The sequence below is a fragment of the Bartonella sp. CL71SXKL genome, assembly GCF_042194935.1.
Classification (GTDB): domain Bacteria; phylum Pseudomonadota; class Alphaproteobacteria; order Rhizobiales; family Rhizobiaceae; genus Bartonella.
In genome coordinates this window covers 43,433-64,015 of the sequence record NZ_JBHINI010000005.1, presented here as the reverse complement: position 1 = coordinate 64,015, position 20,583 = coordinate 43,433, and the positions used below count along the sequence as shown (strand labels likewise).

19 protein-coding genes and 3 pseudogenes are annotated in these 20,583 nt (G+C 38.1%); 13 read left to right on the top strand and 9 right to left on the bottom strand.

Annotated features, from left to right (window positions below; all coding sequences use genetic code 11):
* Positions 1-5: 5 nt before the first annotated feature.
* Together ACFILA_RS04035 and ACFILA_RS04030 are read right to left on the bottom strand one after the other, a co-directional pair.
* Positions 6-1,700 carry a tetratricopeptide repeat protein gene (locus ACFILA_RS04035; RefSeq protein ID WP_273790402.1) on the bottom strand — a complete coding sequence of 565 codons (1,695 nt, stop codon included), beginning with the start codon at positions 1,698-1,700 and terminating at the stop codon, positions 6-8.
* 95 nt (positions 1,701-1,795) lie between these two features.
* Positions 1,796-2,872 carry a polyprenyl synthetase family protein gene (locus ACFILA_RS04030; protein ID WP_375660705.1) on the bottom strand — a complete coding sequence of 359 codons (1,077 nt, stop codon included), beginning with the start codon at positions 2,870-2,872 and terminating at the stop codon, positions 1,796-1,798.
* A 179-nt stretch (positions 2,873-3,051) separates the two neighbouring features.
* On the opposite strand from ACFILA_RS04030, the gene ACFILA_RS04025 reads away from it, so the two are divergent.
* From ACFILA_RS04025 to ACFILA_RS04000, 6 genes and pseudogenes are all read left to right on the top strand, one after another.
* Complete coding sequence (locus tag ACFILA_RS04025) at positions 3,052-3,840, top strand: tRNA1(Val) (adenine(37)-N6)-methyltransferase (protein ID WP_375631021.1); 789 nt, start codon at positions 3,052-3,054, stop codon at positions 3,838-3,840.
* 191 nt (positions 3,841-4,031) lie between these two features.
* Complete coding sequence (locus ACFILA_RS04020; protein ID WP_273790405.1) at positions 4,032-4,880, top strand: S49 family peptidase; 849 nt, start codon at positions 4,032-4,034, stop codon at positions 4,878-4,880.
* A 237-nt stretch (positions 4,881-5,117) separates the two neighbouring features.
* Positions 5,118-6,026, top strand: coding sequence for a 4-(cytidine 5'-diphospho)-2-C-methyl-D-erythritol kinase (locus ACFILA_RS04015; protein ID WP_273790406.1), 909 nt, complete (start codon positions 5,118-5,120; stop codon positions 6,024-6,026).
* Between the two features lie 165 nt (positions 6,027-6,191).
* Entirely contained in the window at positions 6,192-6,860 is a 669-nt protein-coding gene (locus tag ACFILA_RS04010) for a ribonuclease HII (RefSeq protein ID WP_375658100.1), read from the top strand.
* Between the two features lie 205 nt (positions 6,861-7,065).
* Positions 7,066-7,346 (top strand): annotated as a pseudogene (locus tag ACFILA_RS04005) (type II toxin-antitoxin system RelE/ParE family toxin).
* Between the two features lie 18 nt (positions 7,347-7,364).
* Positions 7,365-7,664, top strand: coding sequence for a HigA family addiction module antitoxin (locus tag ACFILA_RS04000; RefSeq protein WP_273790446.1), 300 nt, complete (start codon positions 7,365-7,367; stop codon positions 7,662-7,664).
* Positions 7,665-7,717: 53 nt separating this feature from the next.
* On the opposite strand, the pseudogene ACFILA_RS03995 reads toward ACFILA_RS04000, so the two are convergent.
* From ACFILA_RS03995 to ACFILA_RS03980, 4 genes and pseudogenes are all read right to left on the bottom strand, one after another.
* Positions 7,718-8,510 (bottom strand): annotated as a pseudogene (locus tag ACFILA_RS03995) (phage integrase central domain-containing protein); the annotation flags it as partial.
* Positions 8,462-8,761, bottom strand: a complete 300-nt coding sequence (locus ACFILA_RS03990; protein WP_375637538.1) for a hypothetical protein — start codon at positions 8,759-8,761, stop codon at positions 8,462-8,464. The gene ACFILA_RS03990 and the pseudogene ACFILA_RS03995, both read right to left, overlap by 49 nt.
* On the bottom strand, positions 8,721-8,867 hold the full coding sequence (locus ACFILA_RS03985) for a hypothetical protein (RefSeq protein WP_375658099.1): 147 nt from the start codon (positions 8,865-8,867) through the stop codon (positions 8,721-8,723). Before ACFILA_RS03985 ends, ACFILA_RS03990 begins: the two co-directional genes overlap by 41 nt.
* 180 nt (positions 8,868-9,047) lie before the next feature.
* Positions 9,048-9,359, bottom strand: coding sequence for a DUF488 family protein (locus tag ACFILA_RS03980; RefSeq protein WP_375660704.1), 312 nt, complete (start codon positions 9,357-9,359; stop codon positions 9,048-9,050).
* Between the two features lie 161 nt (positions 9,360-9,520).
* Between ACFILA_RS03980 and ACFILA_RS03975 the strand changes: the two genes are divergently transcribed.
* From ACFILA_RS03975 to ACFILA_RS03960, 4 genes are all read left to right on the top strand, one after another.
* A complete protein-coding gene (locus ACFILA_RS03975; protein WP_273790409.1) occupies positions 9,521-9,880 on the top strand; it encodes a hypothetical protein in 360 nt (119 codons plus the stop codon).
* Between the two features lie 111 nt (positions 9,881-9,991).
* Positions 9,992-10,174: a hypothetical protein gene (locus tag ACFILA_RS03970; RefSeq protein WP_273790410.1), complete on the top strand. Its 183-nt coding sequence runs from the start codon at positions 9,992-9,994 to the stop codon at positions 10,172-10,174.
* 270 nt (positions 10,175-10,444) lie between these two features.
* Complete coding sequence (locus tag ACFILA_RS03965) at positions 10,445-10,759, top strand: hypothetical protein (RefSeq protein WP_375660703.1); 315 nt, start codon at positions 10,445-10,447, stop codon at positions 10,757-10,759.
* A gap of 135 nt (positions 10,760-10,894) precedes the next feature.
* Positions 10,895-11,299, top strand: a complete 405-nt coding sequence (locus tag ACFILA_RS03960; protein ID WP_375660702.1) for a hypothetical protein — start codon at positions 10,895-10,897, stop codon at positions 11,297-11,299.
* Between the two features lie 99 nt (positions 11,300-11,398).
* Here the strand turns inward: ACFILA_RS03960 and ACFILA_RS03955 are convergent, their stop codons facing one another.
* Both ACFILA_RS03955 and ACFILA_RS03950 read right to left on the bottom strand, forming a co-directional pair.
* Complete coding sequence (locus ACFILA_RS03955) at positions 11,399-11,599, bottom strand: AlpA family transcriptional regulator (protein WP_004860538.1); 201 nt, start codon at positions 11,597-11,599, stop codon at positions 11,399-11,401.
* Between the two features lie 221 nt (positions 11,600-11,820).
* A pseudogene (locus ACFILA_RS03950) lies at positions 11,821-12,988 on the bottom strand (tyrosine-type recombinase/integrase).
* Between the two features lie 684 nt (positions 12,989-13,672).
* Here ACFILA_RS03950 and ACFILA_RS03945 point away from each other — a divergent pair.
* The 3 genes from ACFILA_RS03945 (at position 13,673) to ACFILA_RS03935 (ending at position 19,308) form a co-directional block, all read left to right on the top strand.
* Positions 13,673-15,475, top strand: a complete 1,803-nt coding sequence (locus ACFILA_RS03945; protein ID WP_375660701.1) for an outer membrane beta-barrel protein — start codon at positions 13,673-13,675, stop codon at positions 15,473-15,475.
* A 248-nt stretch (positions 15,476-15,723) separates the two neighbouring features.
* A complete protein-coding gene (gene ileS / locus ACFILA_RS03940) occupies positions 15,724-18,639 on the top strand; it encodes an isoleucine--tRNA ligase (protein ID WP_375660700.1) in 2,916 nt (971 codons plus the stop codon).
* Positions 18,640-18,816: 177 nt separating this feature from the next.
* A complete protein-coding gene (locus ACFILA_RS03935; RefSeq protein ID WP_375643350.1) occupies positions 18,817-19,308 on the top strand; it encodes a hypothetical protein in 492 nt (163 codons plus the stop codon).
* Positions 19,309-19,930: 622 nt separating this feature from the next.
* Here ACFILA_RS03935 and ACFILA_RS03930 read toward each other — a convergent pair.
* The gene (locus ACFILA_RS03930; RefSeq protein WP_273790416.1) at positions 19,931-20,377 is read right to left on the bottom strand and encodes a nucleoside deaminase; all 447 of its coding nucleotides are present in this window, start codon (positions 20,375-20,377) and stop codon (positions 19,931-19,933) included.
* Positions 20,378-20,583 lie beyond the last annotated feature (206 nt).

Sequence of the window (20,583 nt, the reverse complement as noted above, 5' to 3'; positions counted from 1 at the left end):
ATCATTTATTGCAAACCAAATTTCAACTTTTCTTGAATTTGTTCAGAATTTTCTGGTTTTCCGTCAATTGCGTGGTTCCATTGAAAGATTGCTTCACGTTTACGTCCAACTTTCCAATAGGCATCCCCTAAATGATCATTCAGTGTTGGGTCCTCAGGTTGTAATCTGACAGCATTTTCTAATATTTGCACTGCTTTATTATATTCTTTTAGTTTATAATAAGCCCACCCTAAAGAATCGAGAATATGACTGTTGTGAGCTTGCAAAGCAGAAGCTTTTTGCAGCATACGGAGCGATTCTTCAAGCTTCTCACCACGTTCCACAAGGGAATAGGCTAAATAATTAAGAACTTGCGGTTGGTTTGGGAAAAATTCAAGTGATTTTCGCAAGTCAATTTCTGCTTTTGGCCATTGCTTTAAACGTTCAAAAGCAATACCACGCTGATAAAAGAGTTTCCAATCGTCCTGCTGAAAGTTTTTTATCTTTGTAATAGCGTAGTCTAAAGTTTTAATGGCCTCAAGAAATTTATTGTCCTGCATATAAAAAGCAACGAGCGTTATCAAAATATTACGATCATTGGGAAATTTTTTATTTAACAATGTGAGTAATTTTATTGCTTCTTTGTAATTGTTGTTATTAGCAAGAAGGAATGCAAGATGAAGTTGTCCATCTTTATAATAAGGAGATTTAGGGGATAAAGCGCGATAAAGTTTAATTGCTTGATGTGGATCGTTCAATTTAGCAGAAATGTGTGCGAGCTGAAACAGTGTTGCGTCATTTTGAGGGTATAATGCGAAAGATAATTGCTTAAAAATACGTGCAATTCGCCCTGAGTTTTTGTAGTTGAGGGCTGTTCCAAAATTATATAATACCTCGGCTGCTCCTTGTTGAGGTGTTTTAATAACTCTCTCTAAGAAAGCATTTTTTTCAATTTTTTCTCGAAAGTTTTTAAGGACTTCGCGACCTGACAACATTTGTTCGCCATGCTGGATTGTTTGAAGAGCTTGGTTGCGCATACTATGGCGCAATTGGAATGAGGCATAGGCTATGATAATACGCTCATAAGTATTAGGAGCGATAAGAGTTCCCTGTTTGTTACTCAGTGCTTTAATGAAATATTTTTTTGCATCCTTTGGCCGTTCTGCAAGGTCGCTCATAAGTGCTAGATGATAAGATATAAAAAGGTCATACCAGACAGGACCTTTGAGTTTCTTAAGATCAGCGATTGCTTGAGATTTTTGTCCAGATCCAAATGTAATCCAAGCGCCGATGAGTTCAGGTATTGGATTATTGGACGTAGGAAGTTCTTTTAATTGGAGAAGAGTCTTGGCATTCTTATAGTCTTTTTTGATGAGACTTTCTACTGACAAAGTTAAGGAAACAAAGGGAGTTATAACATCGTTCTCTTTGAGTTTTTGGGCTTGTTGGACAGCTTCTTTAAAGTTTCCGACCGAGAGCATAGCTTCAAGGAGCTCTTTTTGTGTTTCAATGTTATCAGGTTGATAAACCAGTGCTTGTTTAAAATAATTGATAGCAAGTTCTGTTTTATTTTCATGATTTGCAACCCTTCCAGCTAAATAAGCACCTGTAAATGAGCTTGTATGAGTTGCTGCACTTATTTTACTGTAGGTGGGGGATGGCATCAGCATGATACCCACGATAAAAAGGGCAAAAAGTCGAGATACCGTTGCAGAGCACATGGAGCTAATCCTTTTCAAGATAATCAATTGATGGTGTTGTTTATAGATCATATCTCATTACTTTGTTGAGAAATACTGCGATTCTTGCAAAGAATTCAGTTTACGCGTGAAATACAAAATTCAACAGTCTCAACGAGAGCATTGTAAGCAAGATTTTCATTCATGGGAACAAGAGCATCAATTGCATATTTTCCATAGATGCGTGCTTGTTCTATTGTATCTGTGATACTATCATACTTTTCCATTAAGTGTTGCGCGTGTGCAAAGGATTCATCATTATTATTGCCATCTTCAAGCGCTTTTTTCCAGAAATCTTTTTCTACCATATTCCCACGCTCATATGCGAGAATAACAGGCATTGTGATTTTTCCTTCTCTAAAATCATCCCCTATATTTTTTCCTAAGTTTTGAGCACTACCGCTATAGTCAAGTGCATCATCAATTAATTGGAAAGCTAAACCTAAGGATGTTCCATATTCACGTAATGAAGAACGCTCTTTATTTCCATAGCCAGCAATAATGGGTCCTACTTCAGCGGCTGCTGAAAAAAGTGCTGCTGTTTTTGCATTGATGATTTTGAGATATTCTGAAGGGCTGGTTTTTATATTTTTTGCGGCAGAAAGTTGCATAACTTCTCCTTCAGCAATAATTGCAGCAGCGTTGGCTAGGACAGAGAGCGCTTCTATGGAACCGACATCGACCATCATTTTAAAGGCCTGGCCCAATAGGAAATCACCAACAAGTACACTTGCTTGATTCCCCCAAATCATCCGTGCTGTAGATTTTCCACGTCGTAAATTACTTTCGTCAATCACATCATCGTGTAGTAATGTTGCTGTATGCATAAATTCAACAGCTGTCGCGAGTTTTATATGCCCGTTACTTTGATAACCGAACATATGAGCAGAAGCGAGCGTAATCATTGGGCGTAATCGCTTTCCACCTGATGAAATAAGATGGTTAGAAATTTCAGGGATCATCTCAACCTCTGATTTTGCCATAGAGAGAATAAATTGATTTACGCAATCCATATCTTTTTGAGTAAGATTGACAAGAGATTGAAGAGAAATTTGATTATTTCTTATTTGTTTTAGTTTGATAGCTGCACTCAATGTGTTTACTCCTAGAGTATTGCAATGGACATATATAAAAATTACTTTATTTATTAGCATAAAGGGGGTTTGGTTTTGACTCAAGCTTTTGATGTCGTTTAAAAGTGTTAGCTTGGAATGTTATTGGCAAGAAATGTTCTTTAGCGAGTGTAATCTTATTGTTATGAAATAATAAAAAATTTAAAATAGCAGCTGAATGGCAAAAATGCAGTTTATAAAGATGAACATTAGGCTTTTAAATGAATAAAGCAGCGAATCAAATTGGTGAAACAATTGACAGTTTTCACCGCGGAAAATTTTATTTGGTTCAACCCCATAAATATGGTCATCGTTCTGGAATGGATGCGATGTTATTAGCTAGTTTGGTTCCAAGTGATTTAAAGGGCAAGGTTGTTGATTTAGGGGCAGGTGCTGGAGCTGCAGGGTTGGCTGTTGCTTCGCGTTGTCTGAAAGTTCATGTTACCTTAGTTGAACGTTCAGCTTTTATGGTATCTTACGCTCAAAAAACGCTTATGCTAAAACAAAATAAACAATTTGCTAGCCGAATTTGTTTGCTAGAAGCAGATGTTACCTTCAAAGGGAATGCCCGTATAAGAGCAGGTTTGATAGATAATAGCTTTGATTTTGCGATTATGAATCCACCTTTTAATAATCCCACCGATCGTAAGACACCTGATAAACAAAAATCTGAAGCACATGTTATGTCTGAAGCGATGTTTGATAACTGGTTGCGGAGTGCAGCAGCCATTGTTAAGCCAGGTGGATACTTAGGGCTCATTGCGCGTCCACAATCGCTGACAGATATCTTGCGTGCTTTAGAAGGGCGTTTTGGTGGTATTTGTATAATTCCTGTGCATGCACGTGCGAAAACAGCAGCAATTCGTCTTTTATTTTACGCAAAACGAGGAAGCAGAGCAGCTTTATCTGTTTTGCCGGCATTGGTTATACATGAAGGTAATGACCATACTTTTTCACCACGGGTTGATGCAATTAATAATGGATATATAAGCTTGTGGGAACTTTTCTAATAGTATCTTGTGTTTTTTAGTTTATTATTTAGAGTCCAAACTTTGTTATTAGGGAGGTTTGACTTTGGGTGAAGTTATATTTCTGCTTGTAATGTGGGGATTGATTGGCGCTTTTGGATATTATCGCGTTCTTCCTTTTTGTTGTCCTTTCCTATTTAATTGTTCTTAATTTATAAGGAGATTTTGTTTTGATGGATTTTATTAAAAGTTTTATTCCACGCCGTTTTTCTTCCGATAAACTTGAAATTCCTGTGGTGCGCCTTCAAGGAGCAATTATGGATTCATCAGCGTCTATATCTCGTACTCTTTCCCTCAGTAGGTGTGCAAATCTTTTAGAGAAGGCTTTCGGACACAAAAAGTCACCGGCTGTTGCACTTATTATTAATTCTCCTGGTGGTTCACCTGTACAATCGCGTTTTATCTTCAAGCGTATTCGTGATTTGGCAGAAGAAAAAAATAAAAAGGTTCTTGTGTTTATTGAAGATATTGCAGCATCCGGTGGTTATATGATTGCTTGTGCGGGGGATGAAATTTTTGCAGATCCTTCTTCAATTGTTGGTTCCATTGGAGTGGTTTCAGCTTCCTTTGGTTTTCCGGAACTTTTGAAAAAAATTGGTATCGAACGGCGTGTCTACACAGCAGGAAAGAACAAAGTTACATTAGATCCATTTCAGCCAGAAAAAAAGGCGGATATTGAGCATTTGAAATCTCTCCAACTTGAAGTGCATCAAACTTTTATCGATTTGGTTAAAGAACGGCGTGCTGAAAAATTATCAGATGATTCGAATCTCTTTACAGGAATGTTTTGGAGTGGAAAACAAAGCGTTGAGCTTGGTCTTGTTGATGGATTGAATGATGTACGTTCTGTTATTAAAGAGCGCTTTGGTAATGATGCAAAACTTCGACTTATTACGCCTCCAAAAAGTTTTTTAGGACCTAAAACGCCTTCAGGAGTGACGGCACATACGGTTTATACAGTCATTGATAGTGCATTGATGGCAGCAGAAGAGCGAGCACTTTGGCAGCGTTATGGTTTGTGATGGAAAGGATCATTCAAGCCAGAGAGATTTTTATCTAAAAACAGATGCTAGAAGAAAAAAGGCTTGAAATGATACGAATGAGAACATGTCGTTTGTTTTGTATGAGAACTCTTTATATTTATTGTTTTTTAGAAAACGATTAAGAATATTCCAAGCTGTTTATAGTGCTAGTGCTAAAAGTGTGGATAAAAGGGGGGAGTTTGTAAAAGAACCCTATACAGGTTAATATTACGTCATATGATGCCAAATGTACAAGCTTCGTTCCAAAGACATTCCTATTTATTTACACCTATTAAATTGAATTTAGCTCTACATGTTGTGGGGCAACGTGCTGATGGGTATCATTTAATAGAAAGTTTGGTTTATTTTAGTCTTAGCGGTGATTGTCTACACTATGCACCTTGTGAAAATAATCAGTTTGTTTTGACGGGGCCGTTTGCAAAAGGACTTGTTTCTCATTTAGATAATTTGGTTATTCGCGCACGGGACTTTATGCATAAGACTTTTCCGGAATGTGCTCAACCTGCTTTTTTTCGGCTTGTAAAAACATTACCTGTTGCTTCAGGCATTGGTGGCGGCTCAGGTGATGCAGCTGGGGTTATCAGCATGTTGCGTCAACAGTGGAATCTTGATTGCCCTTACGAAGAATTAGCAAAAAAGAGCTTAGTTCTTGGTGCTGATGTTCCCATGTGCCTTTGTGCATTAGAATATCAGCAGCCGCTTTTGGTCAAAGGAATTGGTCAAGAGATGATACAAATAAAAGGAGCCTGTTCTCTTGCAATAGTATTGGTTAATCATGGACAAGAGATTTCAACACCAACTGTTTTTAAAGCGTTAGAGAAGCGTCATAATCCTTCTTTAAAAATTAATACAGACGCTTTAAAAAGTGTTGATTCATTGGTTAAAGCTTTACAAGAAACGCGTAATGATCTTTTTTCTCCTGCATTAAAAATAGCACCTCAGTTAGCTGAAGTGTTATCTATATTAGATGAATGTGGGGCTCTTTTTTCCCGTATGTCTGGAACGGGAGCAACTTGCTTTGGCATTTTTAAAAATAAACAAACGGCGCAACAAGCAGCTCTTTTTATCAAATCAATGCACCCAAATTGGTTTGTAAAACCTATCATGACTTTAGGAAATATTTGATAAATAAATATAAAAGCTTTTATTTCATCATGATTTTATTATACATAATGAAAGAGGGGAACCAAAGAAATGTGTTTTTTATCTTTTGTGTAAGAGTTCGCAGAATATTTGAAGAGCCATTTAAAACTGTAATGCTTGCAAAAAATGATCAGGCTACAGAAATAGATGTATGTTTGTTATATGTGTGATTTATCAAAGATGTTTAATTTGCCGCTTCAACCAAATTTTTCGTGCGAATTGGATTTGCAAAAACAGGGTTTTTTTCATATAGCAGGTGTTGATGAAGTAGGACGGGGGCCTCTCGCTGGACCTGTGGTAACAGCAGCCGTTATCTTGGATAGAGATCGTATTCCTAATGGGTTAAATGATTCAAAAAAACTTTCTTTTTTCCAACGAAATAGACTTTATCATGAAATTTTGCAAAGTGCATTAGCGGTTTCAGTCGCCAGTCTTTGTGCTCGTACAATTGATCAATCTAATATTAGAAAAGCAACTTTAGAAGCAATGCGTCGCTGTATTATAGGATTAGCCATTCCAGCCCACTATGTCCTTGTTGATGGGCGTGATATTCCTTCTGAGTTGTCTTGTCCTGCAATGGCGTTGATTAAGGGCGATCAGCGTTCAGTTTCAATTGCAGCCGCATCTATTATTGCAAAAGTAACGCGTGATCGGATGATGGAATGTGCAGGACAAGTTTATAAAGGGTATGGTTTAGAGAAGCATGTAGGTTATGCAACGCTAGCGCATCGTACAGCTCTTGATAAATATGGACCAGTTATAGGGTTACATCGTTATAGTTTTGCACCACTAAAAGAGTGTAAAAAAGGTAATTAAAATCAGTGACTTATTACAAGAGTAAGGGGTTTTATAATCATTGATTCTATTATGTTTTTTGAGTGTCTATCCCTAACCTTTTTGAAGCTTTTTTATCACTTATTCCTATCTATTTTTTCCAGATATAGAATCAGATATTTCTAACATGGGCTTAACTCTTATTTGTTATTAACCGTATAGCGATGATATACGACAAGGGGCGGTAATGGCAATTGTGAGTTTTAAACATAAGGGCTTAAAATTATTTTGTACAACAGGTTCCACAAAAGCTATTTGACCAGATCATGTAAAAAAATTCGCGTTATCTTAACGGCTTTAACAAGTGCTACTACGCTTGAAATGTTGAGAGAGCCTGCCTTTAAAATGCACCATCTTAAAGGTGAACTTATAGAGTACTGTTCTATATGGGTGAATGGAAATTGGCGTGCTACTTTTCGCTTTATAGGAACAGATGTGGAGCTTGTTGATTATCAAGATTACCATTGATGAAAGGAATGAAAAAAAATGATGCACAACCCCGCACATCCGGGTAAAGTTCTGAAAGTAGCTTTCTTAGAAGAAATGGGGATAACAATACAAAAATTAGCTGATCATGTCCATATGACAAGAGCTTCTTTATCAAGAGTGATTAACGGACATGCTTCTATAAGTACCGAGCTTGCTGTTAAATTAGAATTAGCTGGTTTTAGTAAAGCAAAATTTTGGTTGGATATGCAAACAAACTATAATTTATGGCAAACAATGCAACAGGCACAACCACCTATTTCTCCTCTGGTTTCTGATACATCTCAAACGCCGCTTTGATTTCGTTAATAATTTTGATAGCAATTTAGTTTGTTAAGCGGTGCTTTGTGAGGCTAACTTTTTTGGAGCTTTTTGATTGCTTCAAGGGAAAGTTTTTACGGTCTGCACTCTTTGTATAAAGGGATGCCATTTTATCTTCGGTTCAACCAAAAAGCGCTTTCATTTGTGAAACCGTAGCACCAGCATTGGCAGTATGTTTTGCTGCTAATTTTTGCAATCCGTGCGCTGATTTTTTAATACCCGCCGCATTACATGCTTCACGAAAGAGGTTGCCAAAACTTTCTTTGATAAGCTTATTTCCACCTTTACCACAAATGAATGTTTCATCACCTATGGGACCAATTTTAAGGGTTGCCTCTAGTTCTGGTAAAACAAGCCCGTATAAAGAAGAAGGTTAATCCAGACGCGTTCATGTGTACCATGTGACCAACGGTGATAATATTTGTCTATGTCCTATTCTAGCCAAGGCAGTAATCCCTCGTTGTTAAGAGATTTTGGTGCTTTTATATTAAAGGCAGGATTTTTATTTAAAAGGGCATTATCAACCGCCCAATTAAAGAGACCGTTTAAAGAGGTCAAAAAATGTTTTGCTGCTGCGAGAGTATGTCGCCTTCTGTCTACGGCGTCAAGGATATGGTGTCTTTCTATACTTTTATATGCACGATCAGCAATATGTTTAGAAACATTATTCAGAATTCGATATTTAACTTTTTGAGTAGATTCTGATTGATTATGCCATTGCATGCTTTGTAAATACTGATGCAATAACCAATTGAAAGAGCCTTTTGTAAGTCTGGTTATTTTCTTGGAGATGCCATTTTGCACTTATTTAATAGCCAGTGTATATTTGCTCTGATGGAAATCAAAGGACTGTCATAAATTTTAGCATTTCTATAAATTTTAGCTTTTCCACTAATAAATGTAGCACCGGAAACTTGTGCATTGGCAAAAACACATGCGTTTTCATAAATATCAGAAATGTTATCAATATAAGCATCACCAAAAACCTTGGCATAACCATAGACTTTTGCATCATCACCTACCCAGCAATTACCATCATGACTTAGGTTGTCTTTTTTTTGTATAAAGCCCGCCAAGATCACCTGCTTTAACAGCATCAAAATCCCTTAAAGCACGAATTCGGTGAAGAGTTTTTCCATCAACCTCAGTTATTTCATCAGTCAGTTCATATTTATTTTCCATGGTTTATTTCCTTGATTTGCGTACAATCCACCCGTAGCGTGAATCATGCATTATTTAAAAGTTGTTAGGAATGGGGAGAGGGCTAGAGGTTGTAAATGCCCCCCATATGTAAAAAGTTTGTAAGTTTATTTTTTAAAATGTGCTTAATTTCATATTTCCAATCAGACAATTGAGTGAGAGCTAATGCGAGTTGTCCTCTATGACACATGCATACATTGGCTTCAAAACAGGTGATTGCAACACGCTTTTTTTTAAAAAAATTTGATATAATTTGTTTATTGCACAAGAATTATTCTTGAGAGTTGTATTTTGATAATCTTCAAAAAGGCGGTCATAATCTTTTTGTGTTTTCAAATTTCTTCGTTTTTCAGAAGCAATTCCAAGTTCAGGCATATGCATATATTCAATATTAATATTGCTTATAGCTTTCTCTAATTGTCTTTTCGAAAATCCGCGGTTTCTACTTATTGAATTTTTACGAACATCACACAAAAGTTTAATATTATTTTTGATCAGTTGATTGAGATAGTCTTCAGAGGATTTTCTTTCATAGCCAATGGTAAAAAAATAAAGCTCTCATCTTTAGCAGGCTGTATGATGATATGTTTGGTGTTACACACATTTAATTTCCTTAGTAAATGGGTGGGGGCTCTATGAGCGCCTCTTTCCAAAAGGATAAATCCTCTAGCGATTATCATAGTGTTGTGGAGCAATCAGGCATCAAAACCGGTGATGGCGGCTTTAATATCATTGTTAAAGACAAAACGACCCTAACGGGAGGTATCATTGTCAGCAGCGCACCGGCAGACAAAAACAACTTGATCACAGGAAGCATAAGCACCAGTGATATAACCAACAGTGCACATGCTCAAGCTAGCAGCCAAGGGTTTAGCATTTCTGGGAATGACACGATAAAAAACATTGCCAAAAATGCTTTAAGTCACGGCAAAGCCCATGATGGAGCGGAAGGATATACAAATCCGCTATCAGCGGTGCACCATCATCCTCACTGATACAACTGGACAGAGGGCGATGGGGCAAGATGCTGGACAAATCATTGGCTCTCTCTCTCAACCACAACACCGCAGCAGTCCACCAGGGCTGTCGCACCGATAGATGCCATATTGCTTGAGGGCATCGTTCATAATCGCTTAGACATGATCAATGATTTATCGGATGAAGGTCTTGGATACTGGGACAAAGTGCGCGAAATGACAAATGTCAAAGAGCATCCAGTAGGTGAGGTTGAGCATGATGAAAATGGCAATGTCCTCTATTTAACTGATGAAAATGGAGAACCTATATAAAGACAGTGGTGGAGAATATATTACTCTGTATCACTTTTTAAAAGCTGAAGATGAGCAGCCAGCATTTACAAGTTGGTTCTGATGGCAACAGGCGTATGTTCTAAAATGGCATTTTTAACACATCCGATGATGCTGCGTGTTATGCTGTCCAATTTGCTGACAATGATCATGGTCCCCTTTATTTTACATACTTCCCACAAACTAAAGACTGGGAAGTGGAAATAGGGATAGCGATTTTTCAGAAGCTTCTGGAAAGTAAACTTTTTTTGATTGACCAATTCAACCAAGAAATTCCAGGATACAATGTATCTTTATGGCAATACAGGATTGCATATTGATGCCCATAGTTGGGGCAGTTTGACAGGCTTTAATATGCTGAATTCTTTCAAACAAGAAGGTATGCACGGGATAGCCGACAACACGAATATCAATTTCTATAGACCAGCCTTTAATGTTTTAGTTGCATCTGGTCTGTTAGGTTATGTGAGTGATGGCAAACAAACTACTATTGGCTTTGATGGGAATAGATATGACTTTGTAAGCAGAATTATTGGTGTATACCTACGAGACAATACCTGCTGGTAGTAACGTTTGGAAAGAATGATTGAGAGTGGCTACAAATCCCATAAGTTCCCATACCTGTCTTGGAGATGCGGGCCAAGCATGTCGGTATATTTACGGCTCATCCAATCGAGTACAAGTCCCTTTAAGGAGGAACAAATGAAACAAACTCTAAAATTATTAAGCGCTGTAACTTTGTTCAGTATAGCCGGATGTCAATTTAACAAACCTCCTCTAGGAGAGGTGACAGCGTGGAAGAAACCAGGAGCAGATTTTACAGAGGTAGGAAAAGCCTTGTTAGAATGTGGAATGCCAACACCTTATTATACCGATCCAGAAAGCAGAAAGCTTAGTATCAATGCATGGGCAACAATTCATGCGTGTATGGTTCAATCAGGTTTCCATTATGAAAATGAACATGAGGGAGGATGGTGTTATACTTTTAGAGACGAAAACCTTCCCATTTGTCGTCCAGGCACTGTCATACCACAGCGAAGTGTCAAGAAGCGCTTAAATAGCCCTTATTGTAAAAAGCATTCAGAACAACTTGAATGCAAACCTTAAGTCGTGCTTCAGCAGAGAAAGCCTTGAATTTACACCAAATAAAGCTCTAGGTTGATGAGCTTGAGAAAGCCTTGTCCGTCCTTACGTGACAAGGTTTTTTTATGCCGCGTCGTTATAACGTTGCTGCTTTGCTTGCTCGATGACATTGATAAGATCTGATTGTAACCAACGGGATAAAAAACCAAATTTTAAAGGTTTTGGGAGAGAGCCATTGGTTACATGACGGCGGAATGTTGAAACACTCATATGAAGCAATTTTGCACTTTCACGGTCTGTTAAAAGAATATCATTTTCTGTCATAATAATTTCCTTTCACTATAAAAAAATGGTAACAAATCATAAGCATTTATTAACCATATTTTTGTTCATTTTTGAAGGTATTTTATTTATAGAAAACAATATTTTATCATATTTTTTCTGATGTGATAATTGATGTGATAAATTATGACTCTTATTGAGAAAGAATGAGAGACAAGAGAGTTAAAGTTATCCACAGATAATGGGGTTATTCACCCCATATCTTAAGATTGACCGGTGACATAAGCCGCCCATTTATCCATATAAACACGGCGCTGTTCTAGATAATCAGTACGACGATAGGCACGCTCTACTTTGCCGCCAACTGTATGACTTAGAATAGTTGCAGCGACTTCATAGGGAGCATCGGTTGTTTCAGCGAGCCAATTGCGTAAACTAGAGCGAAATCCATGGGGGCAGGCTTCAATTTTATTTTTTCTCATATACGTAGCCATACATTTCTCAGCGAGGGGACCACGACCTCTAGCAGAAAAAAAGAAATCATTACGAGAGAGCAAGCGCGCTTGTTTTAGAATTTCTAATGCTTCTGTTGATAGAGGCACGCGAAATTCTGTTGTAGCATCACGCCTTCCTTTCATATTCTCAGCAGGAATGGTCCATATATTCTCCTCAACTTGATCTTTATGAATATGACGTAAAGGATTGGTACGAACGCCTGTCAGAATAAGCAAACGCAAAGCCAGTTGTGTTATGGTTGATGCTTCACAGAGTGTTTTATAAAAAGCCGGAACATCATTCCAATCCATGGCTGGTAAATTTTGCGTTTTATGACGTTGTTTACCTAAGAGCGCGCGTGCTTTTTCTGTTACTTATAAATCAACATTCAATCCTAATGCAGCCGCATGTTTGAGACAAAGGTTGAGACGAATAAGAGCTCTATTAGCTGTTCCAGCTTTTGTATGCCAAATAGGGGCAAGAACATTGCGTATCTCTGTTTGTGTAATCTCAGAAACGGGAAGACAGCCTAGTTTAGGGAGAATATGAAGGCGTAATGGTAAAAACCAATCCTCATCTTTACCATCATTTTTTAATTCAGCTTTACGACTTTCAAAAGCATCCAACGCGATATCTTTTAAATAATGGAGATTACTTATTGCCTCACGCTTTTGTTTTTCACGTTCTTTAATAGGGGCACGCCCTTCACGAAGAACAGAACGCCACCCAGTTGCCAATTCACGAGCTTGTTTTAAAGAAACATCTCGCAACGCTCCCAAGCCCATTTCACGACGCCGACCATGAATGGTACAACGGTAAATCCATTGAGCACCTCCATCTTTACGCTTATGAAGTAACAAGCCGGCACCATCATTATATTTACCAGCTCGTGGGTGTTGCGACAGTCCTTGCATTAAGACGGTTCATAAGAGCCATTTTTAGTCCTTTCTTCTATAGTTTTTACCCATACGCTAGCCCCGCTTGTGATGTGCAAGCAAGCGGTTTTGATTGATTCAAGATAAACAGATTTGAAATGAGAGAATCCTACAGTATTAGTTTTTTCATTCAATATGAAAACAAAAAGTTATCCTTATAAATCAATGTGATGTAGCAGGATGAAGATGTTTATGCAAAGAATCTAAAAGTTTTTTTGCGAGTGTTTGAATAAGTCCTTTGTTTTTCTGAATTTTAGATACAAAATACTATTGCTAAAGTACTAAAAGTAGATCATGCTGGTAAATAGATGAGACTTTGATGATGGCGCTTGGTTTTAAAAAAGGCAATATTTGATTTCACTGTTTGCGCTGGCATTGATTTTGCAATAACAGATAATAGTTTATTGTATGCAGAATACTGTTATTTAGATTTTGATAAAAAGAAATTTATAAAGAATATTATCATTAACAGTTATGCGAAACTTTAATGAAAATGAATCCAACTTTAATACACATAATTTTAGTGTGATTTAGTTTACAAATGCTCATTGAATGCAAAATTAAAAGTTTAAGAAGCCTTATTTTCAAAAATTCTTTATTTTTTTGTGAGTGTGTCATTTTTGCTACAGATCTTTCAAAAAAGATGCTCTATATACATTTCATTTTGGATATTTGGAGAGATTTTATGAATACAAAACGTTTAATAACAGCGTCTATTTTTTCTTTAATTTCAGCGTCTACAGCACTAGCTGCTGATGTTATAATTCCTCATCAGCCAGCATCATCGACTTCTTCTACCATTATCGCGCCTACTTTTTCATGGACAGGTCTTTATTTAGGTGTTCAAGCGGGTGGTTTTTCGAGCAAAGCTGATATGGCTCTTGTTGGTCAAGAAAATAGTTTACCACTGGATAAAGAGTTCTCTCCTAAACTTTCAGGTTTTGCAGGTGGTTTTTATGCAGGTTCTAATATTGATCTCGGTGACAACTTTATTTTTGGTATCGATACGGATTTAATGATATCTGGAAAAAAACACACAAAGACAATTACCATAGGTGCAGCTGATAACACTACAGTAGAAAATGCAGTCGTAAGATCCCGCAGATCTGCAGAAGGTGTAACCACAACAGGAACACCAGTGTCACCAGTAGCAGGAACCCTAACGTCAAATACACCAATACAATCAACTGTCCAAGCGCAATCTACGCAGGCAAATTTAAATCAACAACCAAATCCAGGCGTAAGCCAATCAGGGAAAACAGCAACAACTGGCAATCCTAATTCTACAACAGTACAAGAAACAGTGAAAGTGGAAGGAAAAACATTAGGAGTTTCAAATCCAACATCAGCATCGTCAGCTGGACAACGAGGGTCCTCTAAGCCAGTGACAAAACCACAAACAGGCGCAGAAACAGCAACAATTTCTACATCTAAACAATCCTCCTCCAGCACAGAGACAAGAACACTGGTCCAGTCAGAGCTTTCGTTAGGAAGATCAGATACAGAAAACCAATCATCAAGAGTTGAGACAAAAAGAGCAGATGCGCCTGCAAAATCTGCAGAAACAACATCTATATTAGCGGGATCTTCACAAGTACAATCCATCTCAGCCACACCAGCAGTACAGTCAGCGGTGGCGGTACCTGCAAAATCAGTTGTAACAAAACTAACATTCTCTACCCCATCAACAGGAACAGAAGCAAGTCAGCCAGCAGTAAAAGCACCTACACCGGTACAATCTGGATCACAACCATCAGCAGTAGAAAGAACAGTACCGAGCGGGGGGACACTTTTACTCGCGAGATCAGGATCATCCTCTGGTTCAGAGACAAACGCTTCTAATGGAACAAGCGTAGCCCAACGGGGAGGTCATCATAGCTCTTTCCATGGTAGCGGAAATGCTAATTCGCGTGGTGCATCTCATGCAGGTGGGCATGGCTCTGGTGCTCATGCGCATGGTGCTAATCCACATGCTTCTAGTTCTCATGGTGGACGGAATATGGCTGGACACGGTGCACAAAGTACACAAGTGGTGGATAAAAACGATTCCAGTGTGTATGGTATAGAACAAATAAAAAAGATGGCTTCTGAACTTGGTCTTGATCAAGAGTATGAAGTTGAAACGTTAAGTCATACTTTCAAACAAAATTGGGGTGGTGCTACACGGGTACGTATTGGTTTTGCTGCTGATCGCTTTATGCCTTATCTTGCTGGTGGTATTGCTTATGGGCAATTCCAAGACACTGTATCAATATCCGTTAAGGATGAGGATGGAAGAGTCGTTTCTTCTAAGAACTTAGCTGATGAAACAAAAACCATGATTGGTTACACACTTGGTGGTGGCGTTGATTTCTCGCTTCTGGATAATGTGATTGTACGTGCAGAATATCGTTACTCTGATTTTGGTAAAAAGAAATTTGCAAAGGAAAAACTTGAAGTTAACTACAAAACCAATGATTTCCGTGTTGGTGTAGCTTATAAATTCTAATTTTTTAAAGAGTAAATTTCTAAGAGGCTCCACTGTCAGTGGAGCCTTTATTTTTTAAAAGATCACTTTTTGGTTTCTTTTCTTGTGAATTTCATGATAAAGCCCATAGAGTGTGATGATATATTTTCCTGATCGCTGCTTAATACGAATGATAAGCTCGGCTTTCCCTATAGATAAAAACCAGAGTTGCAGGGTTCAGGGAAGTTATGCAAAAATGAAATCGTAAAAGTGGACAGGGATATTTCACAATGGCTGTGAAAAATGAAACAATAGATTATTCAAAAACTCTTTATCTCCCACAGACAAATTTTCCTATGCGTGCAGGGCTTCCGCAAAAAGAGCTTGAATTGATGGCGCGTTGGGAAGATATGGGGCTTTATGCGCAATTGCGCCAACAAGCAAAAGATCGTCCATTTTATATTCTTCATGATGGTCCACCTTATGCAAATGGTCATATTCATATCGGGCATGCTTTAAATAAAGTTCTAAAGGATGTGGTTGTCCGTTCATTCCAAATGCGCGGTTTTAATGCAAATTATGTTCCTGGTTGGGATTGCCATGGGCTTCCAATTGAATGGAAAATTGAAGAAAAATATCGAGCACAAGGAAGAAATAAGGATGAGGTACCTCTTAACGAGTTTCGTCAAGAATGCCGTGAATTTGCACAGCATTGGGTAACCGTTCAAAGTGAAGAATTTAAACGCCTTGGTGTTGTGGGAGATTTTAACACGCCTTATACTACAATGGCTTTTCATGCAGAAGCACGCATTGCCAGTGAATTGATAAAATTTGCTATGTCAGATCAGATTTATCGTGGTTCCAAGCCAGTGATGTGGTCTGTTGTGGAGCGTACGGCCTTGGCAGAGGCTGAGATTGAATATCATGATCATGAATCAGAGGTGCTTTGGGTTAAGTTTCCTGTTTTTGAAGCAAATTCTGATGATTTATATGGTGCTCATGTCGTCATTTGGACAACAACACCGTGGACAATTCCAAGCAATCGTGCAGTGAGTTATTCTTCGCAAATTTCTTATAGTATTTACGAAGTTGAAAGTGCTGAAAATGATTTTGGTCCTCAAGTGGGAGAAAAGCTTCTTTTTGCAGACGCTTTAGCGATGAGTTGTGGAGAAAAAGCCAAACTTGTTTTGAAGCGTTTGCGTGTTATTTCTGCTGAGGAATTGAAAGCTCTTGTTCTTTCTCATCCACTCAAAGGTTTGGCTGGGGGGTATAACTTTAAAATTCCATTGCTTGATGGTTCACACGTAACAGAGAGTGCTGGTACAGGTTTTGTCCATACAGCACCAAGCCATGGGCGTGAGGACTTTGAAATTTGGAATGATTATAAGTCCTTACTGGAGCAAGCGGGGATTGATTCATCTATACCGTTTCCTGTTGATGATGCAGGGTTCTATACGAAAGATGTTCCAGGTTTAGGACCAGATCGTGAAGGAGGACCTGCACGTGTTATTGATGATAATGGAAAAATGGGTGATGCCAATAAAGAGGTCATTAACGCTTTAATTAAAGCAGATCGATTGTTTGCACGGGGGCGTTTAAAGCATTCCTATCCCCATAGTTGGCGTTCAAAAAAACCCGTTATTTTTCGCAATACACCGCAATGGTTTATTTCAATGGATAAAGATTTTGGGGATGGTTCAACTTTACGTAGTCGGGCTTTGGAAGCTGTTTCAAAAACGCGTTTTGTGCCGCCTTCTGGGCAAAACCGCCTAGCTTCTATGATAGAGGATCGTCCTGATTGGGTTCTTTCTCGTCAGCGTTCTTGGGGGGTTCCTATTTGTATTTTTGCGAATGAGGATGGTGTTATTCTAAAAGATGAAGGTGTGAACGAGCGTATTTTACGGGCTTTTGAAGCAGAAGGGGCAGATGCATGGTTTGCTGAAGGAGCACGTGAACGTTTTTTAGGTGAGCGTGCACATGAGCCTTGGGTACAGGTTTATGATATTTTGGATGTTTGGTTTGATTCTGGAGCAAGCCATAGCTTTGTGTTAGAAGGTCGGACTGATTTGAAATGGCCTGCTGATGTTTATTTTGAAGGTTCAGATCAACATCGCGGATGGTTCCAATCTTCTCTTTTGGAAAGCTGTGGTACGCGTGCTTGTTCTCCTTATAAAGCCGTGATCACACACGGTTTTACTTTGGATGAGAATGGTAAGAAAATGTCTAAATCTTTAGGCAATACGGTTGTTCCGCAAGAGATCATTAAAACATCTGGAGCTGATATTTTTCGTCTCTGGGTTATGACAACCGATTATTGGGAAGATCAGCGTTTAGGCAAAAAAATTCTTCAAACAAATGTGGATTCATATCGTAAACTACGCAATGCAATTCGTTGGATGCTAGGAACTTTAGCACATGATGATGGAGAAGAAATATCTTATGGTGCACTGCCGGATCTTGAAAAATTTATATTGCATAGGCTTTTTGAACTTGATCAGTTGATTAATCGCGCTTACGATGAATTTGATTTTAAAAAGATTATGCGTGCATTATTGGATTTTTCAATCATTGAGTTATCGGCATTTTATTTTGATATCCGCAAGGATTCTCTTTATTGTGATGCGCCTTCATCAAAAAAACGCAAGGCCTCCTTGCAGGTTGTCCGTGAGATTTTTGAGCGTATGGTAACATGGCTTTCTCCAATGTTGCCTTTTACTATGGAGGAAGCTTGGTTAGAGCGTTATCCAGAAAGCCAATCGGTGCATTTGGAACAATTTCGCTCTGTACCAGAAGAATGGCAAAACCAATCTTTGGCTGAGCGTTGGAAAAAAATTCGGCAGGTCCGTAAAGTTGTGACAGGTGCTTTAGAGCTTGAACGTGCTAATAAGCATATTGGATCCTCTTTAGAAGCTGCGCCTATTGTTTTTATTTCCAATCTGGTTTTACGAGAGGCATTAGAAAATGTGGATATGGCGGAGATCTGTATTACCAGTGCACTCACAATTAGGCAGGATACGATACCTTCCGATGCTTTTACTTTGAATGATGTTGAAGGTGTTGGTGTATATCCAGAGAAGGCATTAGGAAAAAAATGTGCTCGATCATGGCGTTACACACAAGATGTTGGGAGTGATCCAGCTTATCCGGATGTATCTGCTCGTGATGCAGCTGCTTTGCGGGAACTACAGATTCTTGGTAAGATTTAAAATTTTAAATCAAGGGAAAGGAGTACAAGTATATTTCTCATATTGATGAATATAGTTTTTTGTGGTACGAGAAAAATTCCGTTGTTTTATCTGCAGGGGGGAAATTTGTGTATGGACCGTTCTCTCATAAATAACGGGAATATTAATCAGCCATACACCTAGGGAATGGAATAGGCAGTGAGAAAACGTGAAGTAAAAATATTTCCAATAGGAATTTTAGGGATGTGCTTTGTTCTAACGGGATGCAATTTATCCGCTCCTACCTATGGTACTAATAAACCGGTTTCGATACAGTTTTTTGAAGATGTTGCTAATATTACTTCATTAACACCAACAAATAATAGCAGCCAGATTGTTATGAAACCTCATCCAAAACTTGTAATACCAAGCCCTAGTTCACGCAGATTTTTGCCGGTACCACAACAAGATAGATCTGTCAATGAAATGGCAGCATCGAAGAAGCATCAAGGAAATACTCCTTTTCCTCATAAAGGATCGTCAGTTAATGGCGCTGGTTCAGAAAACCCTTCACAGTTGAATGCGAAGCAACGACAGGAATATTTACGTCGTCAGAGAGCACAAGTTGGAAGTTCAAAATACCGTCGCTATCTCACTGAACCACCTTTAAGTTATCGCCAACCGGCAAAAACCGCACCTATTGGTCGATAGGGGAAAGACAAAATATTTAAAGTAAAGTATTTTTCCAATTACTTATGATACTAAGCTCTCATTCATGCACAGTTATAATGCTGTTGGAGGAGGGATGTTATTCTCATGAAATAGCAATATGACAACAGCATCGAGAGAGTCCTTATGCATTTCCTAACAAGAAATATTTCTCAAGTTCATTTTGCAACATCGTTCATGTGGATAGTATAACGTAAAATCTATTGTGCTCCACTATCTTGATGCTTAGGAAGGAGAAAGCTGATACCATCATTTTATTTTCCAGACTCCAGTTGCGACAATTCTTGCATTTGAGGGCCTTCATAAGAGACATTTTTAGTCTTTTCTAAAACGTTCTTTATACAGACGATAATCTCGCTTATGATGTGCAAGAAAGTGATTTTTATTGCTTCAATGTAATTTGAAAGAGAGTATATCTACGATATGTTGGAATTTATATTTTATTATACAAAATAATGAATTATTCTTATGAATGAATGTATCATCTAATAGAAGCAATATGCATGATTAAAAGAGAGAAAAATGCTTCGAAATAGCTTTTACTACATATGTCAGAAGAATTAATAGTTTTTTAAGAGTGAAAGTTATGGAAGAAGAATTGTTTTTAGTATCGCTTTTGTACAAAAAAATCTTTAAGTAATTGAGCAGCTTCTTTTTCTTTAAAACCAGAATAAATCTCAGGTTTGTGATGACAGGTTGGTTGCTGATAAAAACGTGGACCATTTTCTATAGCACCCCCTTTGGGATCATTTGTTGCGTAATAGAGACGACGTATGCGTGCAAATGAAATGGCAGCAGCACACATAGCACAAGGCTCAAGTGTTACATAAAGATCGCAATCAGGAAGCCTTTCATTTTGCAATGTTTCGCAAGCCATACGGATTGCGCGTATTTCTGCGTGTCCTGTAGGGTCATATGCAGATTTTATAAAGTTACCAGCGCGTGCAATGATAGCTTTTCCACGTGTAATGACAGCACCTACGGGAACTTCATCTTTTTTTGCAGCCTCTTGTGCTTCTAAAAGGGCTATTTCCATGGGCGTCAAAGTCATAATATTCTTTCTACTGAAGGTATAGAAAATCTAAAGGTTATCTCGATAAGGAATGCTATAGAATGAATAATTTATTACGCTTTTATAATGAAAAGAATACCTCTATTTTTTTTAAGAGTTTAAAACAAACTTGCAAGTCGGCAGATACATTATTGTCGTTAAAGGATAGAAAATGATCAATGATTATGCTACTTCATTTTTCAGGA

Coding starts and splice junctions, on each gene's coding strand:
- ACFILA_RS04035 (WP_273790402.1), bottom strand. CDS start 1,700: ATGTGCTCTGCAACGGTATCTCGACTTTTTGCCCTTTTTATCGTGGGT.
- ACFILA_RS04030 (WP_375660705.1), bottom strand. CDS start 2,872: ATGCTAATAAATAAAGTAATTTTTATATATGTCCATTGCAATACTCTA.
- ACFILA_RS04025 (WP_375631021.1), top strand. CDS start 3,052: ATGAATAAAGCAGCGAATCAAATTGGTGAAACAATTGACAGTTTTCAC.
- ACFILA_RS04020 (WP_273790405.1), top strand. CDS start 4,032: ATGGATTTTATTAAAAGTTTTATTCCACGCCGTTTTTCTTCCGATAAA.
- ACFILA_RS04015 (WP_273790406.1), top strand. CDS start 5,118: ATGATGCCAAATGTACAAGCTTCGTTCCAAAGACATTCCTATTTATTT.
- ACFILA_RS04010 (WP_375658100.1), top strand. CDS start 6,192: ATGTATGTTTGTTATATGTGTGATTTATCAAAGATGTTTAATTTGCCG.
- ACFILA_RS04000 (WP_273790446.1), top strand. CDS start 7,365: ATGATGCACAACCCCGCACATCCGGGTAAAGTTCTGAAAGTAGCTTTC.
- ACFILA_RS03985 (WP_375658099.1), bottom strand. CDS start 8,867: ATGGAAAATAAATATGAACTGACTGATGAAATAACTGAGGTTGATGGA.
- ACFILA_RS03975 (WP_273790409.1), top strand. CDS start 9,521: ATGAGCGCCTCTTTCCAAAAGGATAAATCCTCTAGCGATTATCATAGT.
- ACFILA_RS03960 (WP_375660702.1), top strand. CDS start 10,895: ATGAAACAAACTCTAAAATTATTAAGCGCTGTAACTTTGTTCAGTATA.
- ACFILA_RS03955 (WP_004860538.1), bottom strand. CDS start 11,599: ATGACAGAAAATGATATTCTTTTAACAGACCGTGAAAGTGCAAAATTG.
- ACFILA_RS03945 (WP_375660701.1), top strand. CDS start 13,673: ATGAATACAAAACGTTTAATAACAGCGTCTATTTTTTCTTTAATTTCA.
- ileS (WP_375660700.1), top strand. CDS start 15,724: ATGGCTGTGAAAAATGAAACAATAGATTATTCAAAAACTCTTTATCTC.
- ACFILA_RS03930 (WP_273790416.1), bottom strand. CDS start 20,377: ATGACTTTGACGCCCATGGAAATAGCCCTTTTAGAAGCACAAGAGGCT.